Genomic DNA, 16782 nt, shown 5'->3' on the forward strand with positions numbered 1-16782 from the left:
ATCTACCCGGGCAGCCGTGCGTCGATCCTGCCTGAAACCGGAGCAGAAACGCAATGCGGAAACGGTTCAGGGCTGCGGCGGGCTGAGTAGGAAATTTCCCTTCATGTCGGTGGCGTTTTCCGAGTCCAGCGTCTGAAGTTGTGCTTCGTCCTTCAGATTGACCCCCGACAACTGACGCCGACAGGCTTCGCGCATCAGATACAGCAAACGGTGCGCCGCCATGCCGTAGCTGAGGCCTTCTAATCGGACGTTGGAAATGCAATTGCGATAGGCATCGGTGAGGCCGACCTTCGGGTTGTAGGTGAAGTACAAACCCAGACTGTCCGGCGAGCTGAGGCCGGGGCGTTCGCCAATCAGGATCACCGCCATTTTTGCGCCGAGCAGTTCGCCGATCTCGTCTGCCACGGCGACTCGGCCCTGTTCCACCAACATCACCGGCGCCAGCGACCAGCCGTCGGCGCCAGCCTGTTCTTCCATGCGCGTCAGAAACGGCAAGGTGTGCCGGTGCACGGCCAGCGCCGACAAACCATCGGCGACCACGATTACCAGATCGACTCCGCCGGGATGCGCCGCCGCGTAATCACGCAGGGTTTGCGCCGACTGATCATCCAACTTGCGCCCGAGGTCCGGGCGCTGCAAATAGCTGTTTCGGTCGGTGGCGGCGCTGTGCAACAACAAACTCTCGCGTCCACGTTCGGCCAGTTGGGCGCTGATTGCGCCGTGGTCAAACGGCAAATGCACCGCATCGCGGGCCTGCGCGTGGGCGTACTGGAAATCCAGTTGCGCGCCGGTGGGCATGCTGGTGCCGGTGCGACCGAGGGCAATCCGCGCCGGCGTCAGGTTGCGCAATTGCAGCCACGGGTTCTGCGGATCAACGGGTGGTTTATCCATTTCAACACTCATCCCAATTGCGCCAAGGCGTGGCGGAAGGCCGGCGGCAGACTGTTGCCGAACTGAATCTTGCCGTCAGCCTGGGTGAAGATGCCCATTTTCTCCAGCCACTGCTCGAACTCCGGCGCCGGTTTTAAACCAAGCGTTTGGCGCGCGTAGAGTGCGTCGTGGAACGAGGTGGTCTGGTAGTTGAGCATGATGTCGTCGGAGCCGGGGATGCCCATGATGAAGTTGATGCCGGCCACGCCGAGCAGGGTCAGCAGGGTGTCCATGTCGTCCTGATCGGCTTCGGCGTGGTTGGTGTAGCAGATGTCGCAGCCCATCGGCACGCCGAGCAATTTGCCGCAGAAGTGATCTTCGAGGCCGGCGCGGATGATCTGTTTGCCGTTGTAGAGGTATTCCGGGCCGATAAATCCTACGACGGTGTTCACCAGAAACGGTCTGAAATGTCGCGCCACGGCGTAGGCGCGCGTTTCGCAGGTCTGTTGATCGACGCCGTGGTGGGCATTGGCCGACAAGGCGCTGCCCTGGCCGGTTTCGAAATACATCAGGTTTTGCCCGAGGGTGCCGCGATTGAGGCTGAGCCCCGCGTCGTAACCTTCCTGCAACAGATTGAGGTTGATGCCGAAACTGGCGTTGGCCGCTTCGGTGCCGGCAATCGACTGGAACACCAGGTCCAGCGGCACGCCACGGTTCACCGCTTCGATGGAAGTGGTGACGTGAGTCAGCACGCAGGCCTGGGTCGGAATGTCGTAGCGCTGGATGATCGCGTCGAGCATTTCCAGCATCGCGCAGATCGAGGCGATGCTGTCGGTGGCCGGGTTGATGCCGATCATCGCGTCGCCGTTGCCGTAGAGCAGGCCGTCGAGAATGCTCGCGGCGATGCCGGCCGGTTCGTCGGTCGGGTGGTTGGGCTGCAGGCGTGTGGACAAGCGGCCGCGCAGGCCCATGGTGCCGCGAAATTGGGTGACCACGCGGATCTTCTGCGCCACCAGCACCAGGTCTTGCACGCGCATGATTTTCGACACGGCGGCGACCATTTCCGGGGTCAGGCCGGGGGCGAGGGCGCGCAGGCTCTGTTCGTCGGCGGCATCGCTGAGCAACCAGTCGCGAAAACCGCCGACGGTCAGGTGGCTGACCACGGCGAAAGCCTGTTTGTCGTGGGTGTCGATGATCAGCCGGGTGACTTCATCGGCCTCGTATGGGATCAGTGCTTCCTGTAGGAAATGCGTCAGCGCGATGTCGGCCAAGGCCATTTGTGCGGCCACTCGCTCGCCGTCGTTGAGCGCGGCCACGCCGGCCAGAAAGTCCCCGGAACGCGCCGGGCTGGCCTTGGCCATGACGTCTTTGAGGCTGTCGAAGCGGTAAGTCTGGGCGCCGACCGTGTGAGCAAAACTAGCCATACAGATTCTCCGTGACGGCGCAGCCCCTGTGATTTCAGGGCTGCGCCGAAGTTTGCGCCGAGAGGTGCGGCGGTCAGTGCAAGGCTTCTTCCGCTTGCTGAATTGCCGCGAATTCCTCTTCGGGCGTGCCTGCTACCAAGTGATGACGACTGTAGAAAGCAAAGTAAGCAATTAACACTCCATAGATGATCGCCGCGCCGATGACCACCCGTGGATCCACCAGAAACCCCGCCACCACAGCGATGCACGCCAGAACCAGCGCGACGCCGGAAGTGAAAATGCCGCCCGGCGTGCGGTACGGACGGTCCATTTTGGGGCGACGGATGCGCAGGGTGATGTGCGCCGCCATCATCAGCACGTAGGAAATCGTCGCGCCGAACACCGCCACCAGAATCAGCAGATCGCCTTGGCCGGTCAACGACAGGCCAAAACCGATAATGCCGGGGATGATCAACGCCAGCACCGGCGCTTTGCTTTTATTGGTTTCCGACAGTTTGCGTGGCAGGTAACCGGCGCGGGACAGGGCAAAGATCTGCCGCGAGTAGGCGTAGATGATCGAGAAGAAACTGGCAATCAGCCCGGCCAGACCGACGAGGTTGACGAAAGAACCCATCCACGTTGAACCGCCGTAGGCTTTGCTCAACGCTTCGACCAGCGGATTACCCGAGGTCAACAAGGCATTGGCACCCGCGCCGCCCGGGCCGATGACCAGGATCAACAGGGCAAAACTCACCAGCACCAGCATCGCGCCGATCAGGCCACGGGGCAGGTCGCGCTTGGGGTTTTTGGTTTCTTCGGCGGCCAACGGCACGCCTTCGACCGCGAGGAAAAACCAGATCGCGTAGGGGATCGCCGCCCAGACGCCAACGTAACCGAAGGGCAGGAAAGTGCTGGCGCCCTTGGCGTCGGTCACGGGAATGTCGAGCAGATTGGCCACGTTGAAGTGCGGCACCATCGCCACCAGAAAAACGCCCAGCGCCAGTGCGGCGACGGCGGTGATGACGAACATCAGTTTCAATGCTTCGCCGACGCCGAATATGTGGATGGCGATGAAGATGATGTAGAACGCCAGATAGATCATCCAGCCGCCGATGCCGAACAGCGACTCGCAATAGGCGCCGATGAACACGGCAATCGCCGCTGGCGCGATGGCGTATTCGATGAGGATCGCGGTGCCGGTGAGAAATCCGCCCCACGGCCCGAATGCGCTGCGGGCAAAACCGTAGCCACCGCCGGCGGTAGGAATCATTGAGGACAGTTCAGCGAGGGAAAAGCACATGCACAGGTACATGGTGGCCATCAGCAACGTGGCCAGAAACATGCCGCCCCAACCACCTTGGGCGAGGCCGAAATTCCACCCGGCGTAGTCGCCGGAGATGACGTAAGCAACGCCGAGCCCGACCAGCAGAACCCAACCGGCGGCACCCTTTTTAAGTTCGCGTTGCTGGAAGTATTCGGAGCCGACTTTTTCGAAGTCGACGGAGGAGCCGGTAGCCGGAACTCCCGTTTGATCGCTAGGCATAAGAGTTCACCTGTTCTTATTGTTTTTGACCCGCAGTGGTGAGGGCGGGAGAGTTAACGCTCGCAACGTCGGCAACTGGACGACTGCCGTCGCGGGCAAGCCGTGCTCCCACAGGAGGAACCCAATCCTGTGGGAGCGAGGCTTGCCCGCGATGGCCGTTACGCGGAGCCGCGCCGAATCAGAAGAAGCCCAGCGGATTGATGTCGTAACTCACCAGCAGATTTTTCGTCTGCTGATAGTGATCGAGCATCATTTTGTGCGTCTCACGGCCGACGCCGGACTTTTTGTAACCGCCAAACGCCGCATGCGCCGGGTACAGGTGATAGCAGTTGGTCCAGACCCGACCAGCCTTGATCGCGCGGCCCATGCGGTAGGCGCGGTTGATGTCACGAGTCCACAGCCCGGCGCCGAGGCCGAACTCGGTGTCGTTGGCGATGGCCAGCGCTTCGGCTTCATCCTTGAACGTGGTGATGCTCACCACCGGGCCAAAGATTTCTTCCTGGAACACGCGCATTTTGTTGGTGCCCTTGAGCAGGGTCGGCTGGATGTAATACCCGGTCGCCAGATTGCCCTCGAGTTTTTCCACTTTGCCGCCGGTCAGCAGCTCGGCGCCTTCGCCCTTGGCAATTTCCAGGTACGAAAGGATTTTGTCGAATTGCTGCTCGGAGGCCTGCGCGCCGACCATGGTGTCGGTGTCCAGCGGATCGCCGCGTTTGATTTGCAGGACTTTTTTCATCACGACTTTCATGAACTCGTCGTAAATCGATTCCTGAACCAGCGCGCGGGAAGGGCAGGTGCAGACTTCGCCTTGGTTGAAAAACGCCAGCACCAGACCTTCGGCGGCTTTTTCGATAAAGCTCGGCTCGGCTTGCATGATGTCTTCGAAGAAGATGTTCGGCGACTTGCCACCCAGCTCCACGGTGGACGGAATGATGTTTTCGGCGGCGCATTTCATGATGTGCGAGCCGACCGGCGTCGAACCGGTGAAGGCGATTTTGGCGATGCGTTTGCTGGTGGCCAGCGCTTCGCCGGCCTCTTTGCCGAAGCCTTGCACGACGTTGAGCACGCCGGCCGGCAGCAAGTCGCCGATCAGTTCCATCAGCACGGTGATGCCCAGCGGCGTTTGCTCGGCAGGCTTGAGCACCACGCAGTTACCGGCAGCGAGGGCCGGGGCGAGTTTCCACGCGGCCATCAGGATCGGGAAGTTCCACGGGATGATCTGCCCGACCACGCCCAGCGGTTCGTGAATGTGATACGCCACGGTGTTGCCGTCGATTTCGGCAGCACTGCCTTCCTGCGCACGCAGGCAACCGGCGAAGTAACGGAAGTGATCGGCCGCCAGCGGGATGTCGGCGTTGAGGGTTTCGCGCACGGCTTTGCCGTTGTCCCAGGATTCGGTGATCGCCAGGACTTCCAGATTCGCTTCGATACGATCAGCGATTTTCAGCAGCACCAGCGAACGCGCCTGGGCGGAAGTGGCGCCCCAGGCATCGGCAGCGGCGTGGGCGGCGTCGAGGGCTTTGTCGATATCTTCAGCCGTGGAGCGGGGGAATTCGGCAATCGGTTGGCCATTGACTGGCGAAGTGGTGGTGAAGTACTGACCTTTGACAGGCGCGACGAACTCGCCGCCGATGTAGTTACCGTATTTGCTCTTGAACGAAACGATAGCGCCTTCAGTACCGGGGTGAGCGTAACGCATGGTGAAGTTCTCCTTGGCTTTTGTGCTTATAAGGGAGAGCGCATGTGCGCCTGCCATAAGCGTAGAGCAAAGGTCGGGCCACTGCCTTGCGGCGCAATGAAACCAAGGGGTTGGCCAGGTTTTGTCGGACGGGCGGAAGCGCGCTGTCGCGGGTTTGGTACAGCGTGGGTGACAGTTTGTACCGCTTGTGGCACAGCGCGTGACTGATGAGTCTTGCCAGCATTGCAATGCACGCCGACGTGGAGGATGCTCGGAACCCAGTCATTGCAATGAAAGCAACTTTGATGGCTGCTGCATAACCTGTAGGAGCTGAGCAAGCTCAGCTCCTACAGGTTATGTGACCGCTCGGGGAGAACAATAAGAAATGCACGACAACCATTTAAGTCGCCATGCCCGACAAGTCTTGACCGTCACCCAGGGCAAATCGCACCTGCACGGCCCCGGCAGCGATCCGTCGATTGCCCGTTCGTGGCTGCGCTGCCTTGAGGATTATCACCTCGACCCGGCGCTGACCATGGCGCCGACCGTGCTCGAACATGGCCGCGTGCTCGAAAGCCGTGAACGTTTGCAGCAAGTGCTGCAGATTGCCGGCAGCGAAATGACCAGCCTGCACCAGCAACTCTCCGGCGCCGGCCACGCCGTGCTGCTGACCGATGCGCGCGGGGTCATCCTCAATTGTGTTACCGCCCCCGCCGAGCGGCAGATTTTCGAGCGTGCCGGGCTCTGGCTCGGCGCCGACTGGAGCGAAGCCTGCGAAGGCACCAACGGCATCGGCACCTGCCTGGTCGAGCGGCAGGCGCTGACCATCCATCAGGACGAACATTTTCGCGGCCGCCACACCGGCCTGACCTGCTCGGCGAGCCCGGTGTTCGACCCGCATGGCGAACTGCTCGCCGTGCTCGACGTGTCATCGGCGCGCCACGACGTTTCGCGCCAGAGCCAGTTTCACACCATGGCGCTGGTCAATCTGTCGGCGAAGATGATCGAGAGCTGTTATTTCCTGCGTTACTTCGACAATCAATGGCTGCTGCGTTTTCACTTGCAGGCCGAATCGGTCGGACTGTTCAGCGAAGGGCTGCTGGCGTTTGACGGCGAAGGGCGGATCAGCGCGGTCAATCAAAGTGCGCTGAACCTGCTCGGGCATATTCGCGGCGGGCTGCTGGGCAAACCGGTGGAAGCGTTTTTCGATTGCTCGCTGGACCAATTGCTCGGCCGCGCCAGCGCCAATGCCAGCGCCAGTTGGCCGTTGCGCACGCGCGACGGGCGCAATCTGTTCGCGGTGCTGCGCGGCCAGCCACGCAGTATTCCCGCGCCCGCGCCGGGGCAACCGCTGCTGGCCGAGCGTCCACGTTTGTCGGGCATCTGTCTCGGCGATGCGGCGTTGCAAGAGAACTTCCGCAAAGCCTTGCGCGTATTCGAGCGTGACGTGCCGTTGCTGATCAATGGCGAAACCGGTTCCGGCAAGGAAGCCTTCGCCAAAGCCGTGCATCAGGCCAGCCAGCGCGCGCCGAAATCTTTCGTCGCGCTGAATTGCGCGGCCATCCCCGAAAGCCTGATCGAAAGCGAATTGTTCGGTTATCGCGGCGGCAGTTTCACCGGCGCGCGCAAGGAAGGCATGCGCGGCAAGTTGCAGCAGGCGGATGGCGGCACGTTGTTTCTTGATGAAATCGGCGACATGCCACTGGCGTTGCAGACGCGCTTGCTGCGCGTTTTGGAGGATCGGCAAGTGGTGCCGATTGGCGGCGAACCGGAGTCGGTCAACGTCAGAATAATCAGCGCGACCCACCGCAATTTGCTCGACCGGGTGAACGATGGCAGCTTCCGCGAGGATTTGTATTACCGCTTGAATGGTTTGGAAGTGGCGCTGCCGGCGCTGCGTGAACGCAGCGATAAATCGCAGTTGCTGGATTTTCTGCTGGCGGAAGAGGCGGGCGGCGAAACCGTGCTGATCGACGAACCGGCGCGTCAGGCCTTGCTTGCTTTTGCCTGGCCGGGGAACGTGCGGCAGTTGCGTAATGTGCTGCGCACTTTGGCGGCGCTGTGTGATGGCGGACGAGTCGGGCTGGAAGATCTGCCGGCGATGATTCGTCAGGCACGGCCGGCGGTTGCGACGGTAGTGGAAGAGCCTTCCGAATTCCCGCTAGACGATGCAGAGCGCTTGGCATTGCTCAATGCGCTGGAGCAGCAGCGCTGGCACATGACTCACACCGCCGAACAACTTGGCGTCAGCCGCAATACCCTCTATAGAAAGCTGCGCAAACACAACATCGCCCGTTCCGCGTGATGACCTCAACCCCACATCGTCTGCTAGCGGCTTTTGTGGCGAGGGGGTTTACCCCCGTTCGGCTGCGCAGCAGTCGTAAATCTCGATTCGCACTGTGCCTGGCAAACTGCAGCTGCAGATTCGGGGGGCCGCTGCGCAGCCCAACGGGGGTGAACCCCCTCGCCACAGAGGGGTGCGCCGATCTCAGCTAAGCCGGTCTCAGCTAAAGAGTGCGAATTTCGCCACCCTACGCTAACCTGCGGCGATGTTTTACGAGGTCGACTATGCACATTCATATTCTTGGTATCTGCGGCACTTTCATGGGTTCGATGGCGGTTCTGGCCAAAGAGCTGGGCCACCACGTCACCGGCTCCGATGCCAACGTCTATCCGCCGATGAGCACTCAACTCGAGGCGCAAGGCATTGAGCTGACCCAGGGTTATGACCCGGCGCAGCTTGATCCGGCGCCGGATCTGGTGGTCATCGGCAACGCCATGTCGCGCGGCAACCCGGCTGTCGAATACGTGCTGAACAAAGGCCTGCCCTACGTTTCCGGCCCGCAATGGCTGGCCGATCACGTGCTGCAGAATCGCTGGGTGCTGGCCGTCGCCGGCACGCACGGCAAAACCACCACCAGCAGCATGCTCGCCTGGGTGCTGGAACACGCTGGCATGAGCCCGGGTTTCCTGATCGGCGGCGTGCCGCAGAATTTCTCGGTGTCCGCGCGTCTAGGTGACACGCCGTTCTTCGTCATCGAGGCCGACGAATACGACAGCGCGTTCTTCGACAAGCGTTCGAAATTTGTTCACTACCGCCCGCGCACCGCGATCCTCAACAACCTTGAGTTCGATCACGCTGACATCTTCCCCGATCTGCCGGCCATCGAGCGGCAATTCCATCACTTGGTGCGCACCATTCCGAGTGAAGGCCTGGTGATTCATCCGACCACCGAGCCGGCGTTGCAACGCGTGATCGACATGGGCTGCTGGACCCCGGTGCAGACGACCGGCGCTGGCGGTCAGTGGCAGGTCAAGTTGCTCAGCGAAGACGGTTCGAAGTTTGAAGTGATGTTCGAAGGCGTCGCGCAAGGCGTGGTCGAGTGGGACATGACCGGCCAGCACAACGTTGCCAATGCCTTGGCGACATTGGCGGCGGCGCGGCATGTCGGCGTTGTGCCGTCGATGGGCATCGCCGCGTTGAGCGCGTTCAAAAGCGTGAAGCGGCGCATGGAAAAAGTCGCCGAAGTGCGCGGCATCACCATTTACGACGACTTCGCCCACCACCCGACCGCCATTGCCACCACGCTGGACGGCTTGCGCAAGAAAATCGGCGATGCGCCGTTGATTGCGATCATCGAGCCGCGTTCCAACTCGATGAAGCTCGGCGCGCACCGTGACGGTTTGCCGGAAAGCGTGGTCGATGCCGATCAAGTGATCTGGTACGCGCCGGCCAACCTCGGCTGGGATCTGGCTGGCACTGCGGCGCTGTGCACGGTGCCGTCGATTGTCAGCGATTCGCTGGAAGGCATCATCGAACGGGTGAAAAGCCAGGCACAGCCCGGCACGCACGTGGTGATCATGAGCAACGGCGGCTTCGGCGGCCTGCACGGCAAACTCGCCGAGGCGCTGCAATGAGCGGCGCCGTGATGAGCCATGGCCCGGAACGCATCACCCTGGCGATGACCGGCGCGTCCGGCGCGCAGTACGGTTTGCGCCTGCTCGATTGCCTGGTGCGTGAAGATCGCGAGGTGCACTTCCTGATTTCCAAGGCTGCACAGTTGGTCATGGCCACCGAAACCGATGTCACGCTGCCGCCGAAACCGCAAATGATGCAGGCCTTCCTCACCGAATACACCGGCGCGGCTGCCGGGCAGATCAAGGTGTACGGCAAGGAAGACTGGATGTCGCCAGTGGCCTCGGGCTCCGGCGCGCCGGCGGCGATGGTGGTGGTGCCGTGTTCGACCGGGACTTTGTCGGCGATCGCTACCGGCGCCTGCAATAACCTGATCGAACGCGCCGCCGACGTCACGTTGAAGGAGCGCCGCCAGTTGATTCTGGTGCCGCGTGAGGCGCCGTATTCGAGCATTCATCTGGAGCACATGCTCAAGTTGTCGAACATGGGCGTGACGATCCTGCCGGCGTCGCCGGGTTTTTATCACCAGCCGCAAACCATCGACGACCTGATCGACTTCGTCGTCGCGCGGATTCTCAACCTGCTGAACATCCCTCAAGACATGCTGCCGCGCTGGGGCGAGCATCATTTAAGCAGTGATGAGTAAGCAGTGATGAGTAAGCTGCTGGCTGCGGTTGTGGCGATGCTGCTGGTGTTGCAATTGTCCGGTTGCGCCACGGCGCGCACGCTCGATGCCGCCAAACCGGGGGCGCCAGTGGTGTATTCGGGAACGCGGCTGGATCTGTACGCGATGAACGGCGGGTGTTGTGCGATGGATCGGTTTGGCGCTGAAGCGCCGAGTTATCCGGGGCTGGACCTGCCGGGCAGTGCGTTGCTCGATACGCTGTTGTTGCCGTTGTCGCTGCTCACCGTGATCGGCGTGAGTTTTCAGGCGACTGGCGGGTTGTAACAGAGCGCTTCGCGCTCAATCGCCAGCAAGCTAGCTCCCACAGTGGATGTGTGAGCGACACAGAACCCTGTGGGAGCGAGCCTGCTCGCGATGGCGTCCTGCCAGACGCCGCGGAATTACTTGCCCAGCTTGCGCAATTCATCCGACTCGACCACTCGCACGCCATCCTGTTCTTCCAGCGCCAGGCGCCACATCGCGCGGGCCAGTTGGCAGGCTTCGATGCCGTGATATTTGCCGGGGATCAACCGCGACAACGGGCCGGCGAATTGCTCGGCCAGACGCGGCTCGACCCGGTCACCGAGCAGCAGCGAAGGTCGGCAAATGGTCAGTTGCGGCCAATCCTGCGCGCGCAAGGCTTGTTCCATTTCGCCTTTGACCCGATTGTAGAAAATCGATGATTTCGGATCAGCCCCCAACGCACTGATCACGATCAGATGCCGCGCGCCCATGTCCCGCGCACGTTTGGCAAACGCCACGACCATGTCCAGATCGACCGCGCGAAACGCTTGCTCCGAGCCTGCCTGTTTGATTGTGGTGCCGAGGCAGCAATAGGCGATGTCGACGCGACCATTGAGTTGCGGCAAGAACACCGCTGGGTCGCCGACCGGATTTTCCAGGTGAGGGTGCTCGGCCAATGGCCGGCGTGAAGGTGCCAATACCCGTGTAATCGTTGGCTCGTTGAGCAGGCGATCAAGCAAGTGTTCGCCAGTTAATCCGGTAGCTCCGGCAAGCAATACATGCTGAGGCGTCAAGTACATAGTGTTTCCCCCTTGATACTGTTCAGCTTAGTTGCTCTTCGCATCCTTGCTGCTGATAGCAGCACTTTGTAATGCCTTTCGTGCCTGTTGCTTGCGCAAGAGTTGCCAGTGCGAGATCACGGTTTTCGGCGCCCAGATCTGTGGTTCCGAGGCTTCGAAGTTGTCCGCCAGCTCACGCTCGGCAACGGTGGCCTTGGCCAGTTTGAAGGCCTGCTCCAGATCATCGGTCTGGTTCAAGGCCTGCGCGAACAGGGCGTCGCCGAAATAGGTGAAGTTGGCCTCTTCCGAACAGCCGAAAGACACTCTGTCAGCTCTTGAGGCAGTCATGATCAGCGTTCGTTCATCTTTGAGTGCCGGAATGAAGCCACCGGAATAACACGCAGAGATGACGATAATCTTGTCGCGATTTTTCAGCGGCGCGAGCACCGCGGCCAATTCGTCGGCGGGCAGGTCGGCCAGCTCCATGCGCGGCTGGTCGAGCACCAGTTCGTGTTCGCTGGTGCCGTGGCTGGTCAGGTAGATGAACAGCAAGTCCTCCGGGCCACTGCGTTCGGCCAGCGTCTGCGCGGCGCGGCGCAGGTTTTCGCGGGTGGCCATCGGCCGATCGCTGAGGTGTTCGCGGTGGTTGACCAGACGAATCTGCCCGCGCGCGCCGAAGCGGCTGGCGAGCATGTTGGCGACGTAGTCGGATTCACGCAGGAACACGCTTTGCTTGCCGTCGCCACCGAGTGTCAGGGTGTACAGCTCGACCGCCGACGTCGAGGCGGGCACGTTGGCCAGCGCTTCATCGAGCAAGCGGCCCTGGGCCAGCAAACCGAGTTCAAGGGTGTCGGGCAGTAACTTGCCATCGGCGTCGCGCACGCGCTGGCCGTTGATCCACGTGCCGCTGAGCACCGAGCCGTCGGTCAGCACCAGGGTGCCACGGCCGGAATAGGCGTCGGCGTCGAAACCGCCGACGTAGAAACTGCCATCAGCGAGGTTCAAGCGGCCCGGCCCGGTGAAGCGCCAGTCGCTGAACTGGCCGACGTAATGGCTGCCATCGGCGCCGATCAACTCGCCTTTGCCGCTGAGCGCGCCTTCCTTGAACTGGCCGATCCAGACATCGCCATCGGCGTTTTCGTAGCGACCCTTGCCGCTGAGCTGGTTTTCCTTGAAACCGCCGACGTAGATATCGCCATCGGCGCTGTTGAAGGTGCCGTTGCCTTCCAGTTGGCCGTTGACGAAATGGCCGCTGAACTGGTTGCCGCTGGCGTCGCCGCGCTGGCCTTCGCCGTTGGGTTTGCCGTGGGCGAACTGGCCCTGATACGAACTGCCGTCGTCGAGTTCGAGCCGCCCCAGGCCGGAATATTGATCAGCCTTGAACTCGCCCCGATAGGTCATGCCGTTTTCTTTGAGGGTACCTTCGCCCTCGCGCCGGCCGAGCTTGAAACCGCCGGTGTAGCTGCTGCCATTGGTGGTCAGCGCACCCTGGCCGTCGAAAAGTCCTTGCTGGAATTGCCCGCGATAGACCTCGCCGTTGCTGCCGTGCCATTCGCCCTGACCGTGCCACTGGCCCTTGTCGAATTCGCCGGCGTACCAACTGCCATTCGGGTAGTCGATGCGGCCCTGGCCCTGCAACAACCCGTCGACCAGATCGCCGCGATAGCGTCCGCCGTCCGGCAGGCGGGCGTCGGGCGACAACAGCGATTCACCATCGCCGCAAGCGGTGAGCAACAGGGTCAAAGCGAGGAGTGCAAGTGAGCGCATAGCGGGATCCGGGCAATTAGGCGACCGAGTATGCCGCAGCTATGCGTCCTTATATAGCGAGCGAATCGACAGAGTCGCGAAACAGCGTGAGCTGCTTCGCATCTGGATGCGTCAGACGAAACACAGCGACAGCGGTTCGGCGATATAGGCCGGTTTATCCGAGCCTTCTATCTCAAGGGTCGCGGTGGCCTTGAGCAGCCATTGGCCGGGTTTTTTCTCGGTGACATCGGTCAGTTCGACCTTCAGTCGCACCTTCGAATTGACCTTGACCGGCTGGATGAACCGCACGCTGTCCAAGCCGTAGTTGACGACCATCTTCAAACCTTCCGGCAGGATCAGGATGTCTTCCATCAATTTGGGGATCAGCGACAGCGACAGGAAACCGTGGGCGATGGTACCGCCAAATGGCGTTTGCGCGGCTTTGACCGGGTCGACGTGAATGAACTGATAATCCCCGGTGGCTTCGGCGAACAGGTTGATACGCTCCTGATCGATGGTGAGCCATTCGGAACATCCGAGTTCCTTGCCGACATAATCTTTGAGCTCTGCAACGGGAACATAGGGCATTGAGACTCTCCTTGGGTTCATCGATTTTATAGTTTTGAGGTGGGCGGCTCGGGCCTCCCTGTGAACCACTTTAGATCACCATGGCGATTTGCTCCGGTCAACCGACCATGCTTTTGGCGAATGCCGGTCTATAGCCTCGGCGTGCTTATAATGCCGGGCCCCTGCTGGGAGGGGCGAGTGAGGGGAGATGCCGGATGTTGCTACGTGGCCTGACCTGGCTGGTGCTGTTCCAATTGCTGGGCACAGCCATCAACCACCTGTTTTTGCCGGTGCTGCCGGGGCCGATTGTCGGCCTGCTGCTGTTGCTGGTGTTCCTGATTTGCCGTGGCGAAGTCGGTGAGCCGCTGAACCTCGCCGCCGGCAGTCTGCTGCGTTATCTGCCATTGCTGCTGGTGCCGCCAGCGGTCGGGGTGATGGTCTACGCCAAGGACATTGCCGCGGATTTCTGGGCGATTACTGGTGCGCTGGTGTTATCGCTGGTGTTGTCGATGGCTTTCGTCGGCGTGCTGATGCAGCGCATGGTCAAGCGCCGCGCGCACCACGAGGAGCGCCCATGATTGTCGATTGGCAGGGCGCCGTGGATTCGGTGATTCATCATCCGCTGTTCGGCATCGGCATCACGCTCGGCGCTTATCAACTGGTGCTCGCGGCGTTCGAGAAAACCCGCTGGATGTTCCTGCAACCGGTGCTGGTCTCGATGTTGCTGGTGATCGGCGTGCTGCTGCTTTGCGGCGTGACCTACGCCGAGTACCGCAAGAGCACCGAGATTCTCAGTATTCTGCTCGGGCCGGCCACGGTGGCGCTGGCGGTGCCGCTGTATCTGAACCTGCGGCGCATTCGGCAGTTGTTCTGGCCGATATTTACTACGCTGGTGATAGGCGGCGTGGTGGCCACGGGCATGGGCGTGTTGCTCGGCTGGAGCTTTGGCGCCGAGCACATGATCCTGATGACGATGGCGCCGAAGTCGGTGACTTCGCCGATTGCCATGCTGGTCGCCGAGCAGATCGGCGGCGTCGCGGCGCTGGCGGCGGTGTTTGTGCTGATCACCGGGGTGATCGGGGCGATTTTCGGACCGAGTCTTTTGACCCGCCTTGGTGTCCATAGCCCAGAGGCGCGGGGTATGGCGCTGGGCATGACTGCCCACGCCGTCGGTACGTCGGTGGCCCTGCAGGAAAGTGAAGAATGCGGCGCCTTCGCGGCGCTGGCGATGAGTCTGATGGGAGTGGCCACGGCGGTTTTTCTGCCGTTGGCGGTGTCGATGGTGGTGTAAGGAAATGTCAATGAGCTTGCCGCTTTTTCCGCTGAACACGGTGCTGTTTCCGGGTTGTATCCTCGATCTGCAGATTTTCGAGGCACGTTATCTGGACATGATCGGCCGCTGCATGAAACAGGGCAGCGGCTTCGGCGTGGTGTGCATTCTGGATGGCGAAGAAGTCGGGATCGCCCCAGCCGGTTATGCGCTGGTCGGCTGCGAAGCGCGGATCACCGACTTCAAACAACAGGACAACGGCCTGCTGGGGATTCGCGTGCAGGGCGGCCGGCGTTTCCAGGTATTGCGCGCCGAAGTGCAGCGCGACAACCTGACCGTCGCCGACGTCGAATGGCTGGAAGATGAGCCGGAGCAACCGTTGCAGGACGAAGACGCCGATTTGGTGGCGCTGCTCAAAGCGCTCGCCGAGCACCCGATGGTCGAGGCGCTGAACATGGGCACCGAGGCCACCGGGCAGCAGTCATTGGCCAACCAGCTGGCTTATCTGCTGCCATTTGCCGAGGTCGACAAGATCGACCTGCTGCAACTCGATGATCCACAGCAAAGGCTGGATGCGATTCAAGCGTTGCTGGATGAGTTGCAAGGCGAGTTGTTTGCCTGAGGGCGTGGCGACTTCTGCGCAGCCGAACGCAGCCTCGCGCTGCTCGGCAGCTGCTACAGGGTTGCGATCGGCTGCAATTGTTTGAGCTTCAGTAGGCGTAGCGCAGCATCGCGTGCGGCAAATGGCGCAGGGCGAAGAAGGCGAACAGCGCCAGCAGCGACGGCAATATCAGCCACCAGACCCTGAAAGCCATGGCGTTCAGCGAAGTACGCCGTTGGCTCAGCCACAGGCTGGCGGCGCACACGCACGCGGCGAGCATCGCGCCGGCCAGTACATCGGTCGGCCAATGCGCGCCCAGATAAACCCGCGACAAGGCAATCGACAGCGCCGGCAGGCAAGCAATGAACAGCCAGGTCAGGCGCATGCGCGGTGGTTGGCCGCGACCGGCGAGCACTGCGAGTACCAGAAACAGCGCAAAAGCCCCCGAGGCGTGGCCGCTGGGCATGCTGTAGCTGGTCAACGGTTCGCTCAACACTTCCGGGCGCACACGGGCGAAAAACAGCTTGCTGCCGGTGTTGGCCAGCGCCGTGGTTAACAGCGCACCGCCAGCGAAAATCGCCTGGCGCCATTGCCGCGTCAGCACCAGCAAAATGGTCAGCAGGGCGCTGAACATCAGCATGTTGCGGAACTCACCGATCAGCGTGAACGTCACCGCGATTTCATCGATCATCGGGTTGCGGTGCTCCTGCACCAGCGCCATCAGGCCCTGGTCGAGCGCGGTCAGGTATGGATAACCGATGAACAATCCGAACAAAATCGCCACGCCGAGGCTGGCGATATAAGCGCTGGCGTGACGATGCCGGCGCAGGCTGCTGGTGACGCTGATGCCGATCATCACCGCGATGCTGCCGGCGACAATGCCTGCCTGCGGCCAGAAACCTTCCGGCAACGGCAAACGCAGCGCCGCCCCGGTGGCCCAGCCGGGCAGCAGATAGGCGATGCTCCAACCAGCGGCGGCCAGCAGGCTGACGGCGGCGAAGCGCGGGAACGGCATGTCGAACATCCCGGCAACCATCGGCAGCATGGGCCGCAGCGGGCCGATGAAACGCCCGACCAGCAGGCTGGCGATGCCGTAGCGCTGAAAGTACGCCTCGGCGCCGGCGATCCATTCCGGGTGATGGCGCAAACCCGGCAGGCGCCTGATGTTCTGGTGGAAGTGGCGGCCGAGGAAGTACGACACGACGTCCCCGAGGATCCCGCCGAGGAAGCCCAGCAACAGCGTTTCCCCCAACGACAGCGCACCGCTGCCGGCCAGCACGGCCACGGCAAACAGCAAAACCGTGCCCGGTACGATGAGCCCGGCAATCGCCAGGCATTCCACGCAGGCAACGATAAACACGGCAGCGGCCAGCCACTGCGGATTGACTGTCAACCAGCCGGTGATGCTATCGAGCCATGGGCCCATACCTGCCACTCCATTGAATGTTTAATTCATGCGATCTACAAAACACCACAGACCCGTGTGGGAGCGAGCTTGCTCG

At 61.6% G+C, this 16782-nt stretch carries 15 protein-coding genes; 7 read left to right on the plus strand and 8 right to left on the minus strand.

Annotation, left to right across the window (positions count from 1 at the left end; genetic code table 11):
• Window positions 1-66: 66 nt before the first annotated feature.
• From eutC to FBY12_RS25925, 4 genes are all read right to left on the minus strand, one after another.
• Entirely contained in the window at window positions 67-891 is an 825-nt protein-coding gene (eutC, locus tag FBY12_RS25910; RefSeq protein WP_145257131.1) for an ethanolamine ammonia-lyase subunit EutC, read from the minus strand.
• An 8-nt stretch (window positions 892-899) separates the two neighbouring features.
• Window positions 900-2294 carry an ethanolamine ammonia-lyase subunit EutB gene (locus FBY12_RS25915; RefSeq protein WP_121732664.1) on the minus strand — a complete coding sequence of 465 codons (1395 nt, stop codon included), beginning with the start codon at window positions 2292-2294 and terminating at the stop codon, window positions 900-902.
• A gap of 73 nt (window positions 2295-2367) precedes the next feature.
• Window positions 2368-3816, minus strand: coding sequence for an ethanolamine permease (eat, locus tag FBY12_RS25920; protein ID WP_101208855.1), 1449 nt, complete (start codon window positions 3814-3816; stop codon window positions 2368-2370).
• Window positions 3817-3994: 178 nt separating this feature from the next.
• Window positions 3995-5515, minus strand: coding sequence for an aldehyde dehydrogenase family protein (locus tag FBY12_RS25925; protein ID WP_121732662.1), 1521 nt, complete (start codon window positions 5513-5515; stop codon window positions 3995-3997).
• A 364-nt stretch (window positions 5516-5879) separates the two neighbouring features.
• Here FBY12_RS25925 and FBY12_RS25930 point away from each other — a divergent pair, with 364 nt between their 5' ends.
• From FBY12_RS25930 to FBY12_RS25945, 4 genes are all read left to right on the plus strand, one after another.
• The gene (locus FBY12_RS25930; protein WP_145257134.1) at window positions 5880-7799 is read left to right on the plus strand and encodes a sigma-54-dependent Fis family transcriptional regulator; all 1920 of its coding nucleotides are present in this window, start codon (window positions 5880-5882) and stop codon (window positions 7797-7799) included.
• A gap of 263 nt (window positions 7800-8062) precedes the next feature.
• The gene (gene mpl, locus FBY12_RS25935; RefSeq protein ID WP_145257137.1) at window positions 8063-9412 is read left to right on the plus strand and encodes a UDP-N-acetylmuramate:L-alanyl-gamma-D-glutamyl-meso-diaminopimelate ligase; all 1350 of its coding nucleotides are present in this window, start codon (window positions 8063-8065) and stop codon (window positions 9410-9412) included.
• Window positions 9413-9423: 11 nt separating this feature from the next.
• On the plus strand, window positions 9424-10056 hold the full coding sequence (gene ubiX / locus FBY12_RS25940; protein ID WP_109520683.1) for a flavin prenyltransferase UbiX: 633 nt from the start codon (window positions 9424-9426) through the stop codon (window positions 10054-10056).
• A 6-nt stretch (window positions 10057-10062) separates the two neighbouring features.
• Window positions 10063-10359 carry a YceK/YidQ family lipoprotein gene (locus tag FBY12_RS25945; protein WP_145257140.1) on the plus strand — a complete coding sequence of 99 codons (297 nt, stop codon included), beginning with the start codon at window positions 10063-10065 and terminating at the stop codon, window positions 10357-10359.
• 116 nt (window positions 10360-10475) lie between these two features.
• On the opposite strand, the gene FBY12_RS25950 is transcribed toward FBY12_RS25945, so the two are convergent.
• The 3 genes from FBY12_RS25950 to FBY12_RS25960 all read right to left on the minus strand — a co-directional run bounded on the left by FBY12_RS25950 (window position 10476) and on the right by FBY12_RS25960 (window position 13430).
• Window positions 10476-11117, minus strand: a complete 642-nt coding sequence (locus tag FBY12_RS25950; RefSeq protein ID WP_092277599.1) for an oxidoreductase — start codon at window positions 11115-11117, stop codon at window positions 10476-10478.
• Between the two features lie 27 nt (window positions 11118-11144).
• Complete coding sequence (locus tag FBY12_RS25955) at window positions 11145-12863, minus strand: C13 family peptidase (RefSeq protein WP_145257143.1); 1719 nt, start codon at window positions 12861-12863, stop codon at window positions 11145-11147.
• A gap of 111 nt (window positions 12864-12974) precedes the next feature.
• The gene (locus tag FBY12_RS25960) at window positions 12975-13430 is read right to left on the minus strand and encodes a MaoC family dehydratase (RefSeq protein ID WP_145257147.1); all 456 of its coding nucleotides are present in this window, start codon (window positions 13428-13430) and stop codon (window positions 12975-12977) included.
• Window positions 13431-13624: 194 nt separating this feature from the next.
• Between FBY12_RS25960 and FBY12_RS25965 the strand changes: the two genes are divergently transcribed.
• Genes FBY12_RS25965 through FBY12_RS25975 form a run of 3 tightly spaced genes read left to right on the plus strand, consistent with a single transcriptional unit; the run spans window position 13625 to window position 15301 of the window.
• Entirely contained in the window at window positions 13625-13987 is a 363-nt protein-coding gene (locus FBY12_RS25965; RefSeq protein WP_121732659.1) for a CidA/LrgA family protein, read from the plus strand.
• Complete coding sequence (locus FBY12_RS25970) at window positions 13984-14700, plus strand: LrgB family protein (protein WP_092277607.1); 717 nt, start codon at window positions 13984-13986, stop codon at window positions 14698-14700. The genes FBY12_RS25965 and FBY12_RS25970 overlap by 4 nt, the downstream gene beginning before the upstream one ends.
• 10 nt (window positions 14701-14710) lie before the next feature.
• Window positions 14711-15301 (plus strand): LON peptidase substrate-binding domain-containing protein, encoded by a 591-nt coding sequence (locus tag FBY12_RS25975; protein WP_121732658.1) that lies wholly within the window; start codon window positions 14711-14713, stop codon window positions 15299-15301.
• An 88-nt stretch (window positions 15302-15389) separates the two neighbouring features.
• On the opposite strand, the gene FBY12_RS25980 is transcribed toward FBY12_RS25975, so the two are convergent.
• Window positions 15390-16706 (minus strand): bifunctional DedA family/phosphatase PAP2 family protein, encoded by a 1317-nt coding sequence (locus FBY12_RS25980; protein ID WP_145257150.1) that lies wholly within the window; start codon window positions 16704-16706, stop codon window positions 15390-15392.
• Window positions 16707-16782: the final 76 nt, after the last annotated feature.

Source organism: Pseudomonas sp. SJZ131, assembly GCF_007828705.1.
Taxonomy (GTDB): Bacteria; Pseudomonadota; Gammaproteobacteria; order Pseudomonadales; family Pseudomonadaceae; genus Aquipseudomonas; species Aquipseudomonas prosekii.

Excerpts from the sequence above, each read along its gene's own strand:
- mpl (WP_145257137.1), top strand. The coding sequence starts at position 8,063 with ATGCACATTCATATTCTTGGTATCTGCGGCACTTTCATGGGTTCGATG.
- FBY12_RS25925 (WP_121732662.1), bottom strand. The coding sequence starts at position 5,515 with ATGCGTTACGCTCACCCCGGTACTGAAGGCGCTATCGTTTCGTTCAAG.
- FBY12_RS25945 (WP_145257140.1), top strand. The coding sequence starts at position 10,063 with ATGAGTAAGCTGCTGGCTGCGGTTGTGGCGATGCTGCTGGTGTTGCAA.
- FBY12_RS25955 (WP_145257143.1), bottom strand. The coding sequence starts at position 12,863 with ATGCGCTCACTTGCACTCCTCGCTTTGACCCTGTTGCTCACCGCTTGC.
- ubiX (WP_109520683.1), top strand. The coding sequence starts at position 9,424 with ATGAGCCATGGCCCGGAACGCATCACCCTGGCGATGACCGGCGCGTCC.
- FBY12_RS25970 (WP_092277607.1), top strand. The coding sequence starts at position 13,984 with ATGATTGTCGATTGGCAGGGCGCCGTGGATTCGGTGATTCATCATCCG.
- FBY12_RS25960 (WP_145257147.1), bottom strand. The coding sequence starts at position 13,430 with ATGCCCTATGTTCCCGTTGCAGAGCTCAAAGATTATGTCGGCAAGGAA.
- eat (WP_101208855.1), bottom strand. The coding sequence starts at position 3,816 with ATGCCTAGCGATCAAACGGGAGTTCCGGCTACCGGCTCCTCCGTCGAC.
- FBY12_RS25980 (WP_145257150.1), bottom strand. The coding sequence starts at position 16,706 with ATGGGCCCATGGCTCGATAGCATCACCGGCTGGTTGACAGTCAATCCG.
- eutC (WP_145257131.1), bottom strand. The coding sequence starts at position 891 with ATGGATAAACCACCCGTTGATCCGCAGAACCCGTGGCTGCAATTGCGC.
- FBY12_RS25950 (WP_092277599.1), bottom strand. The coding sequence starts at position 11,117 with ATGTACTTGACGCCTCAGCATGTATTGCTTGCCGGAGCTACCGGATTA.
- FBY12_RS25915 (WP_121732664.1), bottom strand. The coding sequence starts at position 2,294 with ATGGCTAGTTTTGCTCACACGGTCGGCGCCCAGACTTACCGCTTCGAC.
- FBY12_RS25930 (WP_145257134.1), top strand. The coding sequence starts at position 5,880 with ATGCACGACAACCATTTAAGTCGCCATGCCCGACAAGTCTTGACCGTC.
- FBY12_RS25965 (WP_121732659.1), top strand. The coding sequence starts at position 13,625 with ATGTTGCTACGTGGCCTGACCTGGCTGGTGCTGTTCCAATTGCTGGGC.
- FBY12_RS25975 (WP_121732658.1), top strand. The coding sequence starts at position 14,711 with ATGAGCTTGCCGCTTTTTCCGCTGAACACGGTGCTGTTTCCGGGTTGT.